Raw genomic sequence first — 19,614 nt, 5'->3', positions numbered from 1 at the left:
GCGGATGTCAGGCCTCCTGACGGCGGCGTCGGGCCGTCGCCGGAGGGCGTCGGGTCCGTTCGCCGATGGTAGTCCGGCCCCTTCCCGGCGGGCGTCGGATCCGGTCGCCGGTGGTCGTCGGGCCCCTTCCCCGCGGGCGTCAGGTCCGGTCGGGCCGCTCCGGTACGGGGACGGCGCCGGCCAGCACCGTGGTGACGACCCGGTGGACCGCCTCGGGTGCCACCGGACCGCCGTCCCGGTCGGCGAAGAGCAGGTGCGCGGCGCCGATCAGGGTGGGGGCGAGCGTGTCGAGGTCGGCGTCCGCCGCGACGCGGCCCCGCTCCCGTTCGGCCGCGAGGTAGCGGGCGAGCTGGGCGGTGGCCTCGGCCAGGAGCGGCACGCCGGTCGAGCCGGCCCGGCGCAGCCGGGCCCGCAGCCCGTCGCGGGAGATCACCAGGCCGACGACGGCGACCGCGACCGATCCGAACAACTCGCTGAGCGCGCGGGTGAGGTTGCCGGCGACCGTTCCGGTCCCGGCGGACGCGCACAGCGCGGCGGACCGGCTCTCCATCCGGGCGATGCGGTCCAGCACCAGTTCGGCGAGGAACGCCTCGAAGTCGGCGAAGTGCCGGTGCAGCACCCCCTTGGCGCAGCCCGCCTCGGTGGTCACCGCGCGGCTGGTCAGCCCGCTGGGACCGTCTCTCAGCAGCACCCGTTCCGCGGCGTCGAACAGCTGCTCGCGGGCGTCCCGCAGGGTCACCCCGGTGGGCATGACGCGCACTCCCCTTCCGTACCGGCCCCGCCGGTCGGCGAGCCGTGCCGGCACCACCCGCGTCGACGAGTGGGCATGCGCCCACCGTACCTCCCGGAGCGGGCCGCGGTCCGTTCCGCACAGCACGGTTCCCACCGGCACCACGAGGCCACGGAGTCCTTCGGCACGGACCCCGAGCGCTACGACCGGGCCCGCCTCCGCTGTCCCGACGCGCTGGTGGCGGCGGTGGTCGCGGGGAGTCCGGGCCCGGACCTGCTCGACGTCGAGTGCGGCACCGGTCAGGACCGAGGGGCACGCAATGACGGCTCCGGTCCGGGCACGGTGGCCCCGGCCTGACGCCCCGTCCGGCGGCCGCCCGCCATCGGGGGCCCCGCGCGGGCGACCGGCCCGGCGCGACGGCCCGGGCCGCAACCCGGCACCGGCACCGGTTCCGGGTGGCCCATCGGGCGGGCCACCGGGGCGGGTCGGCCCGGCTGCCGGCGGGCGACGGGGACCGAGCCCGGGCGGCCGGATCAGCTCGGCGGTGCGCCCATCGGCCGGTCGGCCAGGGCGCGGGCGACGGCGTACAGGTTCGCCGCCATGGCCTTGCCGGTACTGACCGACCACGCGTGGCCCTCGTCGGTCTCGGTGAAGCTGGGCCCCGGGCCGGGTCCCCGGTTCCAGTACGTCCACGCCTGGCCGGGAATGGTGAAGCCGATGTCCACGAGCCCGCCGGCGACCTCGGAGATCACGTGGTGGGCACCGTCCTCGTTACCGGTGACCACGACCCCGGCGACCTTGTTGTAGGCGACCGGCCGGCCCTCGTCGTCGGTCTCGGAGAGCATCGCGTCCATCCGCTCCAGCATGCGCTGCGCCAGGGAGGAAGGGCGTCCCACCCAGGTGGGGGTGGCCACCACCAGGATGTCGGATTCCAGCAGGCGGGCGTGGACCCCGGGCCACTGGTCGCCCTCGCCGAGGTCGGTGGCGACGCCCGGCGGGATGTCCAGGTCGGCCAGGCGTACGGTCGTCACCTCGACGCCACGGTCGCGCAGGGCCTGGACCACGACGGCGGCGAGGACTTCGGTGTTGGAGCGCTCCGGGGAGCGTTTCAGCGTGCAGTTGATCATCACGGCGCGCATGGGCAGCCCTCGCAGACATCGGTGGTGGACCGTCACCCCGCCCCTGGCACAGCGGAACCGACCCTAGACCACACCGTCGCGAACCCGTCAGAACCGGACGGGTGATCCGCACGCGCACGGACGGCCCGGCCCGGTCGCCGGTATGCGCGCCCCGGGCCGTCCGGCCGTCTCGGGCGCGGCGGGCCCGGTCCGCCGCCCGGGCCCGCACGCCCGCCCGCGCCCCGGCGCCGCCCGGCGGGACCCGTGGCCGGACCGTGCCCGCCGCGGATCCGTCACGGTCGGGCGGGGCGCGGGGCGTCCGGCGGCACCGGCCGCCTCACGACAGGTGCCGCGGGGCGGCGCGGCGGGCCCGTGCGGTTCCGCGCGGGCCCGCCGTCCATCGGGGTGACCGGGCGCGCGGTCCGGCGCCGGTGCCACCGGTGGCACCGTCAGGGTGCGTCGATCAGGACGCGGCCGTCGGTCGGGGTCTGCGCGGCGGTGCGCGTGGCGTAGGCGGACTCGACCCGGTACCGCTCGGTGGCGTTCGGGACGGCGTTCTTGCAGCTGATGCCCGCGCTGGAGCCCGACATCAGCTGGGAGCAGGGGCCGGGCTTGGTGTCCGGCAGGCCGAGGTTGTGGCCGAGCTCGTGGGCGACGATGCGGGTCTTGTCGTGGCCCTGGGCGACCGCCTGGCTGCCCAGCTCCACCCGTCCCTGCCCGCCCGGGCGGACCGGGCCCAGCGTGGCCTGCGGCCAGCCGGTGGTGGCGATGATCTGTATCTGGGCACGGGTGCCGGGCTGGGCCTTCACCAGTTTCACGTTGGTGACGTTCGTGTTCCACGAGGCGACCCCGGCGGTGATGGCCGCTTCCCAGCCGGCGGCCCGGGAGTCGTCGTAGTAGAGGGTCGTGACCGCCGAAGCGCTCTTCGGGGCAGCCGTGGAGGAGGCGGATCCGGCGTGCCCCGCGGGGGCCGCGATCATGGTGATGACCGCTGCGGTGCCGGCTGCTGCGAACCACGTGGAGCGGAACATGGCTGTCCTTTCGCCGGGGCCGGGCGCCGCGGGGGAACGGGCCCGGAAAACCCGGTTGTCGGTGAACCGTCAAGGTGCTGAGGGAAGTATGTTCGACCCCGGCGGCAGCCACTCATACCGATCGGCCATAACGTCCACGCGGGCACGGGGCACGGGAGGGGAGACGCCGGGGCGGAGGTGTGCGCGGGGTGGGGGTGCCACCGGGAGGCCACCGGCCGGCTCCGCCGCCGCACCGGGGACGCGGGCCTCCGCGGCGCCACCGGCCGACCCGGCGCCGACTCCCGGTGGGCGGGGCGCTGTTCATGGCCGCCCGTGCGGGCGCCATCGCCACCGCGCCCGCACCGGTCAGCTCCGCATCGGCAGCCGCGCACCGTCCGGCCGCGTCACCGGCCGGGACGCCACACCTACCGTGCGGCGAGCCGCTCCAGGAGGGCGGCGCTCCGCGCCAGCAACGCCCGTTCCTCCTCGGTGAGTTCCGCCTCGATGGCCTGCGCGAGCCAGCCGGCCCTGCGGCCGCGCTCCGCCTCCAGTGCGACCCGGCCCGCCTCCGTCAGCTCGACGAGCGACTTGCGGCCGTCCGTGGGGTGCGCGCGGCGGGTGACCAGGCCCTGCTCCATGAGCAGCCCCACCGCCCGGGCCATCGACTGGGGGCGTACGCGCTGATCGGCGGCGAGGTCGCTGGTGGTCATGGCGCCGTTGCGGTCGAGCGCGCCGAGCACGGCGGCCTGGCCGAGCGGAATGCGGTCCTCGTGCTTGACGCGTCGGGTGAGCTTGCCCATCGCGGTACGCAGTTCGGCGGCGATGGCGGCGGCTTCCGGCGTGGGCACGGGAGCACTTTACCCCGCCGGCCGCCCCGGCCCGCGCCGCTGACCTGCACAGCAGTACTACACAGCCAATCTGAACAGCAAAACTGAGCAGCATTGCTGTAGAGTTTGCCGCTGTCGGGCTCAGCGCCAGCGTTGTCGCACCCGGGGGCCACGGCACACGACAACGGGAAGGAACTCCCATGCGCGCACCGGCAGTCGGCACTGCCAGCACCGTCATCGAAACCGTCATCGGCCGCCGGATCATCGACAGCCGGGGCAATCCCACGGTCGAGGTGGACATCGTCCTGGCGGACGGGTCCCTGGGGCGCGCGGCCGTCCCGTCCGGCGCCTCCACCGGCGCCCGGGAGGCCGTGGAACTGCGCGACGGGGTCGCTGCGCGCTGGCACGGCAGGGGCGTCGACCGTGCGGTGGCCCACGTCAACGGGGAGATCGCGGCGTGCGTGCGTGGCCGGGACGCCTCGGACCAGGCGGGTCTCGACGCCGCGCTGATCGCCCTGGACGGCACCGCCACGAAGTCCCGGCTCGGCGCCAACGCGATCCTCGGCGTCTCCCTCGCCACGGCCAAGGCCGCCGCGGCGGCCCACCGGCAGCCCCTCTACCGCTACCTCGGCGGGGCCGACGCCCGCCTCCTGCCGCTGCCGATGATGAACGTCGTCAACGGCGGTGCGCACGCCGACAACCCACTGGACTTCCAGGAGTTCATGATCGTGCCGGTGGGCGCGGACACCTTCGCCGAAGCCGTCCGCATGGGCAGCGAGGTCTTCCACACCCTGCGCCGCGATCTGCTGGCCGCCGGACACTCCACGGGCGTCGGCGACGAGGGCGGCTTCGCGCCCGAGCTGCGTACCGCCGAGGAGACGCTCGACTTCCTGGTGGCCGCCATCGAGCGCACCGGCTACCGGCCCGGCACGGACATCGGCCTGGTCATGGACCCGGCGTCGTCGGAGTTCTTCCGCGACGGGGTGTACGACTACGCGGGCGAGGGGGTACGCCGCACCCCCGCCGAACACGCCGGCCACCTGGCCGGTCTCATCGACGCCTACCCGGTCCTGTCCGTCGAGGACCCGATGGCGGAGAACGACCTGGACGGCTGGCGCGAGCTGACCGCCCGCGTCGGCGACCGCTGCCAGCTCACCGGGGACGACGTGTTCTGCACGAACGAGACGCTGCTGCGCAAGGGCATCCGCTCCGGCGTCGGCAACTCGGTGCTGATCAAGGTCAACCAGATCGGCACCCTGACCGAGGCACTGGCCGCGGTGACCACGGCCCACCGGGCGGGCTGGACGGCCGTCATGTCACACCGCTCGGGGGAGACGGAGGACACCACCATCGCGGATCTGGCGGTGGCGACCGGCTGCGGTCAGATCAAGACCGGTTCGCTCTCCCGTTCCGACCGCACGGCGAAGTACAACCAGCTGATCCGGATCGAGGAGGAGCTGGGCGACTCGGCGCGCTTCGCGGGCCGGGACGCCTTGCGCCGGGCGTGAACACCGGGGCGGCGCCGGGGCGGTCCCGGTGCCGCCCCGGTGTCAGCGGAACTCGTGCACGACCTCGATGGGGCCGACGATGTGGGCGTTGAACGCGTCCAGTTCCTCGGCCGGCACCCACAGTTCGAGGATGGTCCGCCCGCCGGCCTGCCGTACCGGGTACCGGGTCAGGAACTCCGAGTCCACCGCGAAGCGCGTCACGAAACCGGCACCGTCGTGCTTCACGTTCCAGTCCCGGGCGATCCGGACCGCGTAGTCCTCGTCCAGGACCGGGTAGAAGATGGGCTGCTCCGGCAGCCTGGGCGGCCAGGCGCGCCAGCCCGAGTCCCGGACCAGGACGCCGGCCCGCCACGGCCTTTTCCCCGGCCGCCGCGGGTGGGCCGGAGCAGGGCCCGGGTCAGCATCGGCAGGGCGTGCCGCAGCTCGCGGTGGCCGTAGGTACCGGTGTGGGTCCCGGGGTAGATGTGGGTGGTGACCGGTGCGCCCAGCTGTTCGAGTCGGCGGCCCAGGATGCGCGCCTCCCGCCCGCAGACCGCCTCGGTGACGGAGACCACGTCGTCGGGGAGGAGCGCGATCCACTTCTCGGTGCCGGGGATGTGGGGTTCGGGTTCGTCCCCGTCGAGCGGCCCCGGGGTGCCGTCGCCCGCGGCGAGGTAGACGGGGGTGCGGCGCAGGCCCTCCGCGCGGTGGAACGGGTCCCAGTCCAGCCAGACCTCCCACTGCTTCCAGGGGTCCCCGAAGATGGCGTGGCCGTCGATGCCCACGAACGCGGCGCCCGACAGCCACACCTCGGGGTGCCGGATGGGGTGCACCGGTGCCCCGAAGGAGGCGACCGCGCGGAACAGGCCGGGCACCCGGGAGGCGAAGGACAACGCGCCGAACCCTCCCTGCGACTCACCGGCCGCCGCGCGGCGCGGACCCGCGCCGTACCGCTCCTCGACCAGCGGCACCACCTCGCGGAGGAAGTGGCTGCGGACCCGCGGCGGCCCGCCGGCCCCGTGGTTCCACCAGTCGGTCCAGAAACCGAACAGCGGCATGGCCGGCATGACGACCAGCACATCGCGCAGTTCCGGCAGGTCCTGCACCCGGAACATCGTCGTCCACACGGTGTGGTCGCCGTCGCCGCCGGCCAGGAGGTAGAGCGTCGGCCAGCGGTCGTCCGGGCCCCGCTCCCGCCAGCCGCGCGGGGTCAGCAGGGCGACCGTGCTGCGGGCGGCCAGGGCGGGCGAATCGACGGTGAGCTCCACCAGGCGCTCGTCCAGGCGCCGTTCGGTGACGACCCGCGAGGCGGCGCGGGCCTCGGGGGCGGTGGACAGCAGGGCCGGCCCGCCGGCGGCGAGCAGGGCGCCGCCGGCGAGAAGCGAGCGGCGCGGAAGCATCGGTGGCATGCTCCGATGCTCCGTCCCCCAGGGCCCCGGTTTCCATCCGGGATGACCCGGACCGGTCCCTGATGTCCGCCGTTCGGGCGAGCCGGCGGCCGGATGCCGTTGTTACAGTGCGGCGACCACGGATACGGCGTCGAACGGGGACGGGACATGGGGCTTTTCGGCAACGCGCACACGGTGGACCAGGGGAAGGCGCAGCGGGAGTACCAGCGGCTGCTGGGCCAGGGCGAGCAGGTGTACGCCGCGTACCAGCTGATCCGGGACACCATCCTCTTCACCGACCGGCGGCTGATCTTCATCGACAAGCAGGGGATCACCGGCAAGAAGGTCGAGTACCACTCCGTTCCGTACAAGAGCATCGCGCACTTCGCGGTGGAGACGGCGGGCCACTTCGACCTCGACGCGGAGCTGAAGATCTGGATATCCAGCAGCCCCACGCCGATCGAGAAGACGTTCACCAAGGGCGTGGACATCTACGAGGTGCAGGCCATGCTGACGCAGTTCGTGGCGGGGTAGCGCCCCGCCTCGGCCGTCACCGGCGGGCGCCTGGGCCGGGCCCACGGGCAGGTGGCCCGGCCCCGCCGCGTCCGGCACGCTCCTCCCCCGCCCGCCGGGCACGGAGCCGACCCGGCGGGCGGGTGGCCCGTTCCGCCGGCCGCCACGCCGGGCCCCGCGGGCCGTCACCGGGACGGACGGGTACCGGAGCGGGCGGGTCCGGACCTGGCCCGCCCCGCCGGGCCGGTAGCGGGACGGTCCCGGCGCCGGAGAGGAGAAATCCTCGCGGACCCCGGATACTGGGGGCAGGGAGCTTGGCCCAGCGGAGTACCCGAGGAGCCGCATCATGGGTGACCAGGAAGAACACCAGCCCCGCGACCGGCGTCAGCCGTCCCAGCCCCGCACCGGGAGCGACCAGCCGATCGATCCGGAGGACCTGGTCCGGCTCGCCGGACAGGACCCCACGCCGGAGCGGATCGAGCGGGCCCGCCGGCTCATCAGGGAGAAGGGCGCCGCCGCCGTCGAGGAGTATCTGCCGTGAACCGTGGAAGGCGGACCGCGGGCCGCCGTCGCGCCGTGACGGCGGCGGCGGCCCTCCTGTCGGTACCACCGAAAGGCGGCGATGGACACCTCGGTCGATAGGATCGCCGACCCGTGGGGCGGACGGACCCCCTACCGGCGCCACCAGCCGTGGCCGGCGCGCGTGGACACGTTCCTGGAGCCGGGGACCGGCCCGGAGAGCGTGCAGCGGTGGGTCCAGACCGCCTCGATCCTCCACTCCGATGGGGACGCGATGGACATTGCGGTCCGGGACGGCCGCATGGTGGGGGTGCGCGGACGGGTGTCGGACCGGGTCAACCGGGGCCGCCTGGGGCCCAAGGACCTCTTCGCCTGGCAGGCGAACTCCGCCCGGGACCGGCTGACCCGGCCGCTGGTCCGGCGCGCCGGACGGCTGGAGGAGACCGACTGGGACACCGCGATGGACCGGATCGTGGAGCGCTCCCGGGAGCTGCTGGCGGACCGCGGGCCCGGGTCGATCGGCTTCTACACCTCCGGCCAGCTGTTCCTGGAGGAGTACTACACCCTCGCCGTGCTGGCCCGGGCCGGGATCGGCACCGGCCACCTGGACGGCAACACCCGTCTGTGCACCGCCACCGCGGCGGAGGCGCTCAAGGAGTCGTTCGGCTGCGACGGGCAGCCGGGCACGTACGACGACATCGACCACGCCGACGTCATCGCGCTGTTCGGCCACAATCTGCCGGAGACCCAGCCGGTGCAGTGGATGCGTGTCCTTGACCGGCTGGCGGGCGGGGACCCGCCCCGGCTGGTGTGTGTGGACCCGCGCCCCACCGCCGCCGCGCGCCGGGCGACCGTCCATCTGGCCCCCCGGCTCGGCACCAACGTGGCGCTGCTCAACGCGCTGCTGCACGAGATCATCCGCGCCGGGCACATCGACCACGACTACATCGCGGCGCACACGGTGGGCTTCGAGGAGCTGGCCCGGGAGGTCTCGTCGTGCACACCGGAGTGGGCGGCCGGGATCTGCGACGTGCCCGCGGCACGCATCCGGGAGGCGGCCGAGGTGCTGGGGACCGCCGACCGGCTGCTCTCCACCGTGCTGCAGGGCGTCTACCAGTCCCACCAGGCCACCGCGGCCGCGGTGCAGATCAACAACCTGCACCTGCTGCGCGGCATGCTCGGCCGGCCCGGGGCCGGCGTCCTGCAGATGAACGGGCAGCCCACCGCGCAGAACACCCGGGAGTGCGGGGCCAACGGGGACCTGCCGGGGTTCCGCAACTGGCAGAACGACCGGCACGTCGCGGAGCTGGCGGCGGTGTGGAACGTCGAGCCGGAGACGATCCCCCACCACGCCCCGCCCACCCACGCCATGCAGATGTTCCGCTTCGCCGAGCAGGGCTCGATCCGGATGCTGTGGATCAGCGGCACCAACCCGGCCGTCTCGCTGCCGGAGCTGTCCCGCATCCGCTCCGTGCTCTCCCAGGACCGCCTCTTCGTCGTGGTGCAGGACCTGTTCCTCACCGAGACCGCGCGCCTGGCCGACGTGGTGCTGCCGGCCGCCACCTGGGGCGAGAAGACCGGTACGTTCACCAACGCCGACCGCACCGTGCACCTGTCCGACAAGGCCGTCGAACCGCCCGGCCAGGCCCGTCCCGACCTCGACATCTTCCTCGACTACGCCGCCCGGATGGACTTCCGCGACCGGGACGGCGGCCCGCTGATCGGCTGGCACGACCCGGAGTCGGCGTTCGAGGCGTGGAAGCGGTGCAGCGCCGGCCGCCCCTGCGACTACACCGGCATCAGCTACGCCGCGCTGCGCGGCGGCAGCGGCATCCAGTGGCCGTGCGGCGAGGACACGCCGGAGGGCACCCCGCGGCTGTACACCGGCGGGATCACCTGGGCCCGCCCGGACGACTGCGAGAGCTACGGCCGGGACCTGGTCACCGGGGCCGCCACCGACGCGGTGGAGTACCGGGCGGCCAACCCGGAGGGCAAGGGGATGCTGCGGGCCGCCGGGTACCTGCCGCCGCACGAGGAGCCGGACGACCGCTACCCCTTCCAGCTCACCACCGGACGCACCGTCTACCACTTCCACACCCGCACCAAGACCGGCCGGGCGCCGCAGCTCGACGCCGCGGCCCCCGACGTGTGGGTGGAGGCGTCGGCCGCCGACGCGTCCGCCGCGGACCTGGCGGAGGGGGACGTGGTGGAGGTCCGTACGCCCCGCGGCGCGCTGCGGGGCCGGCTGCGGATCACCGGCATCCGGCCCGGACTGCTCTTCGTCCCCTTCCACTACGGCTACTGGGACACCCCCGGCGGGCACCGGCCGGCCGACGGCACACCCGGGCGGGCCGCGAACGAGACCACGGTCACCGACTGGGACCCGGTCTCCAAGCAGCCCCTGTTCAAGACCGCGGCGGCGGCACTCACCCTGGTGGAGCGGGGGAACGGCACGCCTTCCCCGGCGCCCACCACCACCGCCTCCGCGCCCTGGCGCGCGGGAGCCGCACCGCCCACCACCGGCGGCCGTTCCGCCCTGGTCCGGCAGGGCCCGGCGATGCCCTGGACCGGTCCGGCGGGAGGCGGAGCATGAACGGCACCACCCTCGTCCTGCGCGCCCTGCACCACGGTGAACGCCGGCTCGCCCGGCAGCTCACCGCCGTGGCGGAGCACCACCGCGCCGAGCACGAGGTGCACCATGTGGCCACCGACCTCGCCCGCTGGTCCCGGGAGCACGCGAACCGACTGGCCGAGGCCGGCCGCGTCCGCGGACACCCGGCCGAGGCGCCGGAGGAGCACCCGCCATCGCCGCTGACGGCACTGCGGGAGGGGGCCGCCCACGCGCTGGGCGACCGGCCCGACCCCGGGCTGCTCCTCCTGTGGGACCTGCGGAAGCTCCACCTGAGCGCGTCGGGGAACTCCCTGTACTGGGAGATGCTGGCCCAGGCGGCGCAGGCCGCCCACGACGGCGAGCTGCTCCAGCTGGCCTCCCGCTGCCATCCGCAAACGCTGCGGCAGATGAAGTGGACCAACACCATGGTCAAGGTGCTGTCCCCGCAGGTGCTGACCACCCCCTGACCAGCCGGACCGCTCCACGGTGCGCCGTGGCCCGCCGTGCGGAGGCGACGGACCGTCCGGCGGCGCGCCGGGGCCCGCGGGTCGGCGGGTCTGCGGGTCGGCGGGGCCGCACGACTCGTCTCCGGGACGCCCCCGCTTTCCCGGACGGCCGACGTCCCGAACACCCCGTTCCCCGTGAATGGTTGACAACCCGGAGCACCGCCGGGCGGCGTGGGCGGGACACCCGGGTCCCGGCCGGAGGGCGCGACGGCCGTACGCGTGACCACCGCCGTTGGGCCGGGGGACCTCCCGGCCCTCCCCACCTGTGAACGCCCCTCCCCCGGGTTGGTCCAGACCTCTTGACCACAGGTCTGGACCAGCCTACGGTGTGCGCGTCGCGCCCCCGCACCGCCCCGAGCCCCCCACCGCAGCCCAGGAGGCCATCATGGGCTCTCGATCTGTCATGCGCACGACCATGCCCGGGCCCCGGGAGCGCCGGCCCATCCACCCCACGGACCAGTCATGACACCCCCTCGGCTCGGTGCGCCGACTCGGCGGCACCACCGCGCACGGAGCCCGCGGGAGGAAGGGAGCACCGGATGTCCGGTCGTACGTCACGCCTGCTGGGAGCCGCACTGGCCCTGGCGTTCGCCGTTCAGATACCCGTCGCGGCGGCGACGGCCGCACCCCGCGAGAACACCGCCGCACAGACCGACACCTGTGCGGTGAAGTCCAAGCCCACGGGCAAGGTGCTCCAGGGCTACTGGGAGAACTGGGACGGCTCGGCCAACGGCGTGCACCCGCCGTTCGGCTGGGTGCCGATCAACGACAAGCGCATCCGCGACCACGGCTACAACGTGATCAACGCGGCGTTCCCGGTCATCCGCTCGGACGGCACGGTGCTGTGGGAGGACGGGATGGACGCCACGGTGAAGGTGTCCACCCCCGCCGAGATGTGCGACGCCAAGGCGAACGGCGCCACCCTGCTGATGTCCATCGGCGGCGCGGCGGCCGGCATCGACCTCAGCTCCACCAAGGTGGCCGACCGGTTCGTCGAGACGGTGGTACCGATCCTGAAGAAGTACAACTTCGACGGCATCGACATCGACATCGAGACCGGCCTGGTCGGCAGCGGCAACATCAACCAGCTGTCGGCCTCGCAGTCGAACCTCATCCGCATCATCGACGGCGTGCTCGCCCAGATGCCGTCCAACTTCGGCCTGACGATGGCCCCGGAGACCGCCTATGTCACCGGCGGCAGCGTGGTCTACGGCTCGATCTGGGGCGCCTACCTGCCGATCATCAAGAAGTACGCGGACAACGGCCGCCTGTGGTGGCTGAACATGCAGTACTACAACGGCAGCATGTACGGCTGCTCCGGCGACTCCTACCAGGCGGGCACCGTCGCCGGGTTCACCGCGCAGACCGACTGCCTCAACAAGGGGCTGGTGGTCCAGGGCACCACCATCAAGGTGCCGTACGACAAGCAGGTCCCGGGCCTGCCCGCGCAGCCGGGCGCCGGCGGCGGATACATGTCCCCCAGCCTGGTGTCGCAGGCGTGGAACAACTACCGGGACAAGGGCCTCAAGGGCCTGATGACCTGGTCGATCAACTGGGACGGGTCACGCAACTGGACCTTCGGCGACAACGTCCGCTCGCTGCAGGGCCGTTGATCCCCGGCGCCGTACGCGTCCCGCGGTCGTGTACGGCGCACTCCCCCGTCCTCCGCGGCCCGGTGCCCGGTACAACGACGGCCCGGCCCCGCGGCGCGGCGGCCCACCGCACAAGTCCGGGGGCGCGGGTCCGGGCGCTCGCGCCCGGGACCCGCGCCCCTGCTTCACGTTTCACCACGGAGACCCGCCGGAGCGGGCGCCGGTCCGCCGCCGTTGACCCCGGCGGCGTGCAGCGCCGCGCCGGCCCCGGCCGGGCTACCGGGCCGGTTCCCAGACGGTGACCCCCAGACGGCCGGTGGAGCCGAGGTCGTAGGGGGTCTCCGGGGTGATCCGCACCCCGATGTCCCCGACCGACGGGGAGACGACCACCGTCTTGCCCACCACCGGGGCCTGGCTGGTGTCGTCGTAGGTGTTCCGCCACACCAGCTGGAAGGTGGCCGAGCCGCCCGGCTCGACCGAGAACGCCGCCGGGGTCGCGTCCCCGACCCCGGAGCTGACCCGCCGGGCGCCCCGGTCGATGTCGATCCGCAGCGGCTTGCCGTCCTCGTCGAGCAGTTCCACGGTCGGGTAGCCGCTCAGCCGCCGCGCCGTGGGCCCGCAGTTGGTGAGGGTGACCTCCTGGGCCCGCAGCCCCGACGCGGCGTTCGCCTCACCGGCGGTCACCCGCACCCCCGAAGCGGGGCACGGGGAGCCGGAGGACGAGGAGGACGGCGACCCCGACGGGGGGTAGGGCGTGAACCGGTCCACGTCCAGGGTCTCGGGGCGGACGGGTGTGTCGGAGGCGGCCGGCACCTCGGAGCCCACCTCGGTCGCGTCCGCGCTGCGCTCGGTGCCGGACTGTCCACCGCACGCGGCGACGGAGAGCAGAACACTCAGGGAGAGCCCGGTGACGGCCAGGGCACGCCCGGCGGATATGCCAGTCATGACCGACATCCTGACATGGCGACGGCACGCTCCGGAGCGGAACGGTCGCATCCGGCAGCTTCGCCCCGCGCCGGGGCACGCCGGGCGCGACGGACGGGCCGTGCCCACCGGGGCCGTGCCCCGGGCCGGGCACCCGACGGGAGGCCACGGCCGGCGGCACCGGCGCCCGCCCGGAACGGGCCGGGACGTGCGGGCCGGGACGTGCGGGCCGGGGGCGGGGACGGCCCCCCGCCCCCGGCCCCCGCCCCCGGGCTCAGCGGAGCCCTTGGGCCACCTCCTCCGCCGCCCGGGTCTCCGCGCTCGGCGGGTCCAGCTCGCTCAGCGTCATCAGTTCGGTCTCGTCGCGGAGGCGTCTCTCCCACTCCTCGGCCATGGCCTCCTGCCGGTCGCGGTCGAGCGCGCGCACCGCTTCCCGGCTCGACGGGGTGAGGGCGTGGAGGAACCGGGTGACGGGGTCGGTTTCCATGGGGCGTTCCTTCCTGCGGCGGCCGGGCGGGACCGCCGTCCGCTCCGGGCCGTCCCCGGTGGTCTCCCGGGGACGGCCCCGGGGTGTCTTCCGGGTCGTCGGGCGTGCCGTCCCCATTGATCATCGGGCGCACGTTTCCCGACATTCTCAGCATGTCGCCCATCGAACGTATCCCCGTCACCCGATCACCGGCGGGTCGTCCCGCCGGGCGACGGCAGCACCCCACGGACGACCGCAGACACCCCGCACCACACGCCACCGCGCCACCCTGGACGCCGCGCCGCCTGTGACGCCGGGTCGCCGATGCGCGCCGGCAAACGGGCCCGCCGCGGCGCGACGGCGCCGGCCACCACGCCTCCGCACGCAGCGCGGCGCGGACGCGGATCATTCCCGGCCCCGCGGCGGCGCGGGTGCGGGACTCCATCAGGCACCTGCGGCGGCGGCCTGAAGACTCCACCGGAGGGATTGATTCCGCCGGATGTGCCCTGATGACCGCCTTTTATCGCCGACCGGACCGGACGGGAAAGGGCGAAGAAAAGCCACCGGAACCGCTCCACCAACGCAAGATATTGGCTGAAAATCGCCGCTCCATCGTCCGCTCCGACCAGCAGGATCGGACCGGGCACCGGCTCTCCGCCCCTCCTTCCGGGCACACCTGCGCCGCCCGGACCGGACTCCCGGCGCCCCGACCCGGCGAAGGAGCAGTCATGGAAGACGTCTCCCGTATCACCTTCACCCCGGCCGCCGAGCGGCTCGTCCGCCGTCTGACCGACGCGCACGGACCGCTGATGTTCCACCAGTCCGGCGGCTGCTGCGACGGCAGCGCGCCGATGTGCTACCCCCGCGGGGAGTTCCGGACCGGCGCCGCCGATGTACTGCTGGGCACACCGCGGATCGAGGGGGTGGCGGAACCGGTCGAGTTCTGGATGTCCGCCGTCCAGTTCGAGCGGTGGCGCCACACCCGGCTCACCATCGACGTGGTACCGGGCCGGGGCAGCGGATTCTCCCTGGAGGCGCCGGAGGGGGTGCGCTTCCTCGTCCGGTCCGACCTGCTCACCGGGGCCGAGCGGTGTTCCGTGGACGGTACAACGGCCGGCGGGGCGGCGCCCGGCCGGTAACCGGGGCCGCCCGTCCCGCTGCGGAACCCCGCGCCCCGACCGGGCCCGGCACACCGTGCCACTGCCCGCGCCCCGGAAGCCCGTACCGCGCCACCGGCCGATGGCGGCGGGCGGGTACGGGCGCACGGGTGCCCGCCGGGGCGCGGGCCGGCGGCGTCACCCGGGGGCGTGGCCGGGCGCCCCGGCGCGCGGTCATGGCCACGCGCCGGTCAGGTGCACCGGTGCTGCCGCGCCCACGGCCGACCGGACCCCCACGCCGGAGCGGTCACCGCCGGACCCCGCCCCGGGCGCGGTCACCGCCGGGCCCCGCCCCGAGCGGCCCCCTGCGGGGACCCACCGCGGAGCGGTGCCCGCCGGATCCGGCGCCGCGACGCGCACGGCCCCGCCCCGGTGGCGCCGCCCCGGCGGGGTGTCAGCTGGCGTCCGCGAGCGCCAGCGTGTGCAGTCGCTCGGGCGGGCCGGGCCGGGCGTAGTACCAGCCCTGTGCGGTGTCGCAGCCCAGCAGCCGCAGGTGCTCGGCCTGCACCCCGGTCTCCACCCCTTCCACGGTGACCGCCAGATCGAGTGTGTGGGCGAGCGAGACGATCCCCTCGACGATCTTGACATCGACCGGGTCCGCCGGGGCACGCTGCATGCCCCGGGTGAAGGAGCGGTCCAGTTTCAGCGTGCTGACCGGAAGTCTGCGCAGGTAGGACAGGTTGGAGTACCCGGTGCCGAAGTCGTCCAGGGCGATGTCCACCCCCAGGTCGGCGAGTTGCCGCAGCGGGCGCAGGGCATCCTCGTCGGCACCGATCAGGTCGTTCTCGGTGACCTCCAGGCACAGCGCGCTGGGGCACAGGTCGGCCTCCTCCAGCACCGCCACGGTGTCGGCGACCAGACCCTTGTGGGTGAGCTGGCAGGGTGAGAGGTTGACGTTCACCCGCAGCCGCGGGTCACCGGTCTCCTTCCGCCAGGTGTACGCCTGCCGGGCGGCCTCCTGGAGCACCCAGCGGCCCAGCGGGACGATCAGCCCGGTCTGCTCGGCCAGCGGGATGAACTGGTCGGGGCCGAGCACCCCGTGCACCGGGTGCAGCCAGCGGACCAGCGCCTCGGCGCCGCGTACGCTGCCGTCGGCCAGCCGGACCAGCGGCTGGTACTCGATGAAGAACTCCCCGTTCTCCAGGGCGGACGGCAGCCGGTTGGTGAGGCTGTGCCGGGCGATGACCCGGGCGTCGGAGTCGGCGTCGGCCCGTACGTACTGGTTGCCGCCCGCGGCCTTCGCCCGGTACATGGTGATGTCGGCGCTGCGCAGCACCTCGGCCTGGCCCATCTCCCCGGCGAAGCCGTCCACCACCCCGATGCTCACCCGGACCAGCAGCTCCCGGCCCTCCACCCGGACCGGTTCGGCGAGCGCGGTGAGCATCCGGTCCGCCAGCGCCACCACGTCGGTGTGCGCGGTGGGCCCGGCGACCAGCGCCACGAACTCGTCCCCGCCGGCCCGGGCCACCATCGTGCCCGGTGCGGTGGCGCACGCCCGGAGCCGCTCGGCGACCGAGACCAGCAGTTTGTCGCCGACCGCGTGCCCGAGGCTGTCGTTGACCGCCTTGAAGCCGTCCAGGTCCAGGTAGCAGACGCCGAACCGTTCGCTCTCCGCGCCGGCCGCCAGCGCCTGCTCCAGCCGCTCGGAGAACAGGGTGCGGTTGGGCAGCCCGGTCAGCGCGTCGTGGGTGGCCTCGTACCGCAGCCGTTCCTCCAGCAGCCGCTGCTCGGTGATGTCCTCCATCAGGGTGAGCTGGTACTGCGGCCGGCCGGTGGAGTCGCGCAGCAGCGAGACGGTGAGGTTGGTCCACAGCACCCCGCCGTCGGGGCGCGGGTGCGGCTTCTGGATGCGGTAGAAGTCCCGTTTCCCGGTGACCAGCTCGTAGTACAGGTCCAGGACGCCGGGGGCGTCGTCGGGGTGCACCCAGTCCAGGACGTTACGGCGGGTCTGGAAGTACTCCCGGCCGCCGAACATCCGGGCCACCGCGTCGTTGACGACGAGCACCCAGCCGTCGAGGTCGGCGATGCCGACGCCGATCACCGCGCCCTCGAAGACCGCCTGGAACTTGGCCTCGCTGGCGTGCAGCGCCATCTCCGCCTCGGTCCGGGCCGCCAGCGCGGCCCGGGAGATGGCCTCCTGCTCGCTGCGGGTACGTTCCCGCAGCTCGCGGACGAACCCGGCGGCCAGGGCGTGCTGGAGCCGGCTGCACCGGGCGCGGGCCTCCTCGCGGGGCATCGAGGAGTCCGGAGGGAAGTGCTCCACGAGGTTGGCGTCGACCGTGCCGAGGATGTGCGGCAGCGCCTCCGGCTCCGTGCAATGCGCGTCCACCAGGGCCGCACCGACCTCGTACGCCGACTGGGTGTCGAACACCGGAGCGGACAGCGCCTCGCCGAGACGGCACGCCAGGGGCAGCAGAAAGCGCTCGAACTCGGGCAGGGTCATCTCGGTCGCGGTGAGGGGGTGGATCGCCTCGGCCCACAGGGCCGCGAACCGCTCGGGGCGTGCCCGGGAGCACGCCAGGTCTCTCTCCGCGCCGTCTGTGGCCGAACTCATATCTTCCGTCCTGTGTCCGCGTGACCGCTGCCCGCGAAACCGATGTGACCTGCCGGGCCGCCGTCCGCGCCGCGGCCGTCCCCCGGGATCCGGCCCGTCCGCCGGTACACGTGCCGTACCTCCTCGCGCTCTCCCGGCTGCCGGATGCCCACGTCAACCGGGGCGCGGGTCGGCGCGGGCGGTCCGCCCGGCGCCCGCGTGCCCCGCGGCGGAACCACCGCCTGCCGTGGGCCGTCCGCGCCCCCGTGGAAGTGGAGCATGGCACGGAGTGGCACGGCAACCGCTTGGCTCAGATCAAGGAGCGGCTCCACCTGCGCACGACCGCGAGTACCGGGCCGGCACGGGCCGGGGTTCACCGGCGCCCTCCGGCCCGGCCCCGGCGCCCTCCCGCCGGGCCGGGCACCCGGCCGGCCGGGTGTCCGGCCGGCCGTGACGCGGGACCCGCCGGGGGCACGGCCGTGTGTTCGGGACACCACGGGCGCCGGCGGGCGGGTGCCGTCGGGGGCCCTGGAGGGACGCTCCATCAGTCAGTGTCTCCAGCTCATCGGTTGCGCTCGCGCCGGCGGTGCGGACGCCGGTGATGAGGCGAGATTACTGATCGCCCGTTCGAATGGAAGAAGCAAACGGAAAACAACGGCCCGCAATCGGCCACGGGTTACGAAACGACAGCCCTCGATTACGTTACGTACGGCGTTTTTCCTGACCGGTCAGGCGATGCCGACGGAGGCCAGCGCCCGCTTCTGAGGGGCGGTCAGCTTTGCCGGGAAGTACAGATAGCAAACTCCCCCGGTGCCGGAGACCACCTTTCCGCTCGCGTTGTACCGCTTGGTGCGCAGCCACACGTTCTCGAACTGCCGGCGGTCGTAGACCCGGCGCACCGCCTCGTTGCTGTCGCTCGCCGGGTCGTTGGCGATCACGTCGCCGCTCGCGGTGAAGCCGATCACCGTCATCAGGTGGCCGGCCGTCCCGTAGCCCGCCCCGTCCAGCTCGCTCGCCAGGAAGGACTGCGAGGTGATCAGCGGGATGCCCGCGGCGATCAGCCGTTCGGCGTCCGCCAGTGACTCCAGCCGGGTGACCACCGCGCGCAGGTCCCGGTAGGTGGCGGCGTAGGCGGCGTTGAAGGGCCAGTTCCCGCAGCCCCGGTACTGGTGGTCGTAGGTGAACCGGGCCGCGTGGCAGACCTGCGGGTCGGCGTACTCCGGGTTGACCCAGGCGAGGTCCTCGGCGGTGGGCCGGCGGCCCCAGTACTCGATGATCATCTGGGAGGAGGTGGGGCTGCACCACGCCTCGCCGCCGTTGTCGTACTCCGGGTACTGGCCCACGTGGATGTTCTGCGAGTACCGGGGCACGGTCAGCTCGCGGCCGGCGGCCGGCCCCGGGACCGAGGCGGGCACCTCGAAGCGGTCCGGCACGTCGGAACCCATCACGTTCAGCCGCCACACGGTGGGCGTGAGCCCGCTGCCCGGCCTGCGGAACAGGGTCAGCCGGACCCGGTAGGAGGCCAGGCGCGGGCCGGCGGCGGTGTCGTCGATGGACAGGGTGTCGGTCCAGACCGTGCTGCGGCCGTCCCCCTGCCCGTCCACCGAGGTGCGCCGGATCGAGGCGGGGCCGTCGTCGGAGGCCCAGCGGCCCATGACGTACCAGGGGGTGGTGGTGCCGTCGGTGTAGGTGGCCCGCAGCTCGGCCTGGAGCCAGGTGCCGGCCGGGGTGTGGGCGTTCCAGGAGACGATGGCCTCGCCGGCCGGGACGGCCGGGGTGTGCTCCGGTGAGGTCCAGGTGGCGTACTCCCAGCGCGCGGTGGTGCCGGTGTGCGGGTCGGTGTGGTCCAGGGCGCCGGCCGGGCGGGCGATGGCCAGGCCCGGGCGGGGCCGGGCCACCGTACGGGTGCCCTCGGCGGTGCCGCCCTGCCAATCGGTGCAGCTGCTCCAGCCGCGGTTGTCCACCCGGCCGGGCGTGCGCCGGGCGGACGCGGCGCGCGGGACGGCGCGCGCCGGCGTGGTGGCCGCGGCGATGCCCGCTGCGGCACCGACGGCGGCGGCGAGCACGGTGCGGCGGGGCGTGGGGCCGGTTCCGTTTCCGGTCATCTCGGGGCTCCCCCCAGTCGTGGCCCGATGGGCCAGGGTGCGCGACGGTTGCACAACTATGGACGCCGGATCCCCTCCAGGCCAGTGATTCCGCGTCGTGGCGGGGTGGCAATATTGGTGTGGACCAC

At 74.3% G+C, this 19,614-nt stretch carries 18 protein-coding genes; 8 read left to right on the top strand and 10 right to left on the bottom strand.

What is annotated here, in order from left to right; translation table 11 throughout:
• Nucleotides 1-139: 139 nt before the first annotated feature.
• Nucleotides 140-751, bottom strand: coding sequence for a TetR/AcrR family transcriptional regulator (locus IHE55_RS25945; protein WP_197991238.1), 612 nt, complete (start codon nt 749-751; stop codon nt 140-142).
• Between the two features lie 75 nt (nt 752-826).
• Here IHE55_RS25945 and IHE55_RS31765 point away from each other — a divergent pair, with 75 nt between their 5' ends.
• On the top strand, nt 827-1,087 hold the full coding sequence (locus IHE55_RS31765; RefSeq protein ID WP_443742615.1) for a hypothetical protein: 261 nt from the start codon (nt 827-829) through the stop codon (nt 1,085-1,087).
• 176 nt (nt 1,088-1,263) lie between these two features.
• On the opposite strand, the gene IHE55_RS25935 is transcribed toward IHE55_RS31765, so the two are convergent.
• The 3 genes from IHE55_RS25935 to IHE55_RS25925 all read right to left on the bottom strand — a co-directional run bounded on the left by IHE55_RS25935 (nt 1,264) and on the right by IHE55_RS25925 (nt 3,706).
• On the bottom strand, nt 1,264-1,869 hold the full coding sequence (locus IHE55_RS25935; RefSeq protein WP_197991237.1) for a flavodoxin family protein: 606 nt from the start codon (nt 1,867-1,869) through the stop codon (nt 1,264-1,266).
• A gap of 428 nt (nt 1,870-2,297) precedes the next feature.
• On the bottom strand, nt 2,298-2,879 hold the full coding sequence (locus tag IHE55_RS25930; protein ID WP_197991236.1) for a snapalysin family zinc-dependent metalloprotease: 582 nt from the start codon (nt 2,877-2,879) through the stop codon (nt 2,298-2,300).
• Nucleotides 2,880-3,283: 404 nt separating this feature from the next.
• On the bottom strand, nt 3,284-3,706 hold the full coding sequence (locus IHE55_RS25925; protein WP_197991235.1) for a MarR family winged helix-turn-helix transcriptional regulator: 423 nt from the start codon (nt 3,704-3,706) through the stop codon (nt 3,284-3,286).
• Between the two features lie 179 nt (nt 3,707-3,885).
• Here IHE55_RS25925 and eno point away from each other — a divergent pair, with 179 nt between their 5' ends.
• The gene (gene eno / locus IHE55_RS25920) at nt 3,886-5,193 is read left to right on the top strand and encodes a phosphopyruvate hydratase (RefSeq protein ID WP_197991234.1); all 1,308 of its coding nucleotides are present in this window, start codon (nt 3,886-3,888) and stop codon (nt 5,191-5,193) included.
• Between the two features lie 42 nt (nt 5,194-5,235).
• Here the strand turns inward: eno and IHE55_RS25915 are convergent, their stop codons facing one another.
• Together IHE55_RS25915 and IHE55_RS25910 are read right to left on the bottom strand one after the other, a co-directional pair.
• Nucleotides 5,236-5,529 carry a hypothetical protein gene (locus tag IHE55_RS25915; protein WP_197992255.1) on the bottom strand — a complete coding sequence of 98 codons (294 nt, stop codon included), beginning with the start codon at nt 5,527-5,529 and terminating at the stop codon, nt 5,236-5,238.
• Complete coding sequence (locus IHE55_RS25910; protein WP_197991233.1) at nt 5,415-6,581, bottom strand: alpha/beta hydrolase; 1,167 nt, start codon at nt 6,579-6,581, stop codon at nt 5,415-5,417. The genes IHE55_RS25915 and IHE55_RS25910 overlap by 115 nt, the downstream gene beginning before the upstream one ends.
• Nucleotides 6,582-6,728: 147 nt before the next feature.
• Here IHE55_RS25910 and IHE55_RS25905 point away from each other — a divergent pair, with 147 nt between their 5' ends.
• The 5 genes from IHE55_RS25905 (at nt 6,729) to IHE55_RS25885 (ending at nt 12,322) form a co-directional block, all read left to right on the top strand.
• Complete coding sequence (locus tag IHE55_RS25905) at nt 6,729-7,094, top strand: PH domain-containing protein (protein ID WP_197992254.1); 366 nt, start codon at nt 6,729-6,731, stop codon at nt 7,092-7,094.
• Nucleotides 7,095-7,419: 325 nt separating this feature from the next.
• On the top strand, nt 7,420-7,614 hold the full coding sequence (locus IHE55_RS25900; RefSeq protein ID WP_197991232.1) for a hypothetical protein: 195 nt from the start codon (nt 7,420-7,422) through the stop codon (nt 7,612-7,614).
• An 81-nt stretch (nt 7,615-7,695) separates the two neighbouring features.
• Nucleotides 7,696-10,185 (top strand): molybdopterin oxidoreductase family protein, encoded by a 2,490-nt coding sequence (locus IHE55_RS25895; protein WP_197991231.1) that lies wholly within the window; start codon nt 7,696-7,698, stop codon nt 10,183-10,185.
• Nucleotides 10,182-10,670 carry a hypothetical protein gene (locus IHE55_RS25890; protein ID WP_197991230.1) on the top strand — a complete coding sequence of 163 codons (489 nt, stop codon included), beginning with the start codon at nt 10,182-10,184 and terminating at the stop codon, nt 10,668-10,670. The genes IHE55_RS25895 and IHE55_RS25890 overlap by 4 nt, the downstream gene beginning before the upstream one ends.
• 578 nt (nt 10,671-11,248) lie before the next feature.
• The gene (locus IHE55_RS25885) at nt 11,249-12,322 is read left to right on the top strand and encodes a chitinase (RefSeq protein WP_197991229.1); all 1,074 of its coding nucleotides are present in this window, start codon (nt 11,249-11,251) and stop codon (nt 12,320-12,322) included.
• Nucleotides 12,323-12,577: 255 nt separating this feature from the next.
• On the opposite strand, the gene IHE55_RS25880 is transcribed toward IHE55_RS25885, so the two are convergent.
• Together IHE55_RS25880 and IHE55_RS25875 are read right to left on the bottom strand one after the other, a co-directional pair.
• The gene (locus tag IHE55_RS25880; RefSeq protein ID WP_197991228.1) at nt 12,578-13,246 is read right to left on the bottom strand and encodes a DUF4232 domain-containing protein; all 669 of its coding nucleotides are present in this window, start codon (nt 13,244-13,246) and stop codon (nt 12,578-12,580) included.
• Between the two features lie 253 nt (nt 13,247-13,499).
• Entirely contained in the window at nt 13,500-13,712 is a 213-nt protein-coding gene (locus IHE55_RS25875) for a hypothetical protein (protein WP_197991227.1), read from the bottom strand.
• A 707-nt stretch (nt 13,713-14,419) separates the two neighbouring features.
• On the opposite strand from IHE55_RS25875, the gene IHE55_RS25870 reads away from it, so the two are divergent.
• Nucleotides 14,420-14,830 carry a DUF779 domain-containing protein gene (locus tag IHE55_RS25870; RefSeq protein ID WP_197991226.1) on the top strand — a complete coding sequence of 137 codons (411 nt, stop codon included), beginning with the start codon at nt 14,420-14,422 and terminating at the stop codon, nt 14,828-14,830.
• Nucleotides 14,831-15,242: 412 nt separating this feature from the next.
• Here IHE55_RS25870 and IHE55_RS25865 read toward each other — a convergent pair whose 3' ends face one another.
• Nucleotides 15,243-17,402, bottom strand: a complete 2,160-nt coding sequence (locus IHE55_RS25865) for a putative bifunctional diguanylate cyclase/phosphodiesterase (protein ID WP_197991225.1) — start codon at nt 17,400-17,402, stop codon at nt 15,243-15,245.
• 707 nt (nt 17,403-18,109) lie between these two features.
• Nucleotides 18,110-19,486, bottom strand: a complete 1,377-nt coding sequence (locus IHE55_RS25860) for a C39 family peptidase (protein WP_197991224.1) — start codon at nt 19,484-19,486, stop codon at nt 18,110-18,112.
• Nucleotides 19,487-19,614: the final 128 nt, after the last annotated feature.

It is taken from the genome of Streptomyces pactum (assembly GCF_016031615.1).
Lineage (GTDB): Bacteria > Actinomycetota > Actinomycetes > Streptomycetales > Streptomycetaceae > Streptomyces > Streptomyces pactus.
The sequence above is the reverse complement of the archived record's forward strand: the minus strand, read 5'-3'. Positions and strand labels throughout refer to the sequence as shown.

Bases quoted from the DNA above. Each gene is read 5' to 3' on its own strand.
- IHE55_RS25945 (WP_197991238.1), bottom strand. From the start codon at position 751: ATGCCCACCGGGGTGACCCTGCGGGACGCCCGCGAGCAGCTGTTCGAC.
- IHE55_RS31765 (WP_443742615.1), top strand. From the start codon at position 827: ATGCGCCCACCGTACCTCCCGGAGCGGGCCGCGGTCCGTTCCGCACAG.
- IHE55_RS25935 (WP_197991237.1), bottom strand. From the start codon at position 1,869: ATGCGCGCCGTGATGATCAACTGCACGCTGAAACGCTCCCCGGAGCGC.
- IHE55_RS25930 (WP_197991236.1), bottom strand. From the start codon at position 2,879: ATGTTCCGCTCCACGTGGTTCGCAGCAGCCGGCACCGCAGCGGTCATC.
- eno (WP_197991234.1), top strand. From the start codon at position 3,886: ATGCGCGCACCGGCAGTCGGCACTGCCAGCACCGTCATCGAAACCGTC.
- IHE55_RS25910 (WP_197991233.1), bottom strand. From the start codon at position 6,581: ATGCCACCGATGCTTCCGCGCCGCTCGCTTCTCGCCGGCGGCGCCCTG.
- IHE55_RS25905 (WP_197992254.1), top strand. From the start codon at position 6,729: ATGGGGCTTTTCGGCAACGCGCACACGGTGGACCAGGGGAAGGCGCAG.
- IHE55_RS25900 (WP_197991232.1), top strand. From the start codon at position 7,420: ATGGGTGACCAGGAAGAACACCAGCCCCGCGACCGGCGTCAGCCGTCC.
- IHE55_RS25895 (WP_197991231.1), top strand. From the start codon at position 7,696: ATGGACACCTCGGTCGATAGGATCGCCGACCCGTGGGGCGGACGGACC.
- IHE55_RS25890 (WP_197991230.1), top strand. From the start codon at position 10,182: ATGAACGGCACCACCCTCGTCCTGCGCGCCCTGCACCACGGTGAACGC.
- IHE55_RS25885 (WP_197991229.1), top strand. From the start codon at position 11,249: ATGTCCGGTCGTACGTCACGCCTGCTGGGAGCCGCACTGGCCCTGGCG.
- IHE55_RS25880 (WP_197991228.1), bottom strand. From the start codon at position 13,246: ATGACTGGCATATCCGCCGGGCGTGCCCTGGCCGTCACCGGGCTCTCC.
- IHE55_RS25875 (WP_197991227.1), bottom strand. From the start codon at position 13,712: ATGGAAACCGACCCCGTCACCCGGTTCCTCCACGCCCTCACCCCGTCG.
- IHE55_RS25870 (WP_197991226.1), top strand. From the start codon at position 14,420: ATGGAAGACGTCTCCCGTATCACCTTCACCCCGGCCGCCGAGCGGCTC.
- IHE55_RS25865 (WP_197991225.1), bottom strand. From the start codon at position 17,402: ATGAGTTCGGCCACAGACGGCGCGGAGAGAGACCTGGCGTGCTCCCGG.
- IHE55_RS25860 (WP_197991224.1), bottom strand. From the start codon at position 19,486: ATGACCGGAAACGGAACCGGCCCCACGCCCCGCCGCACCGTGCTCGCC.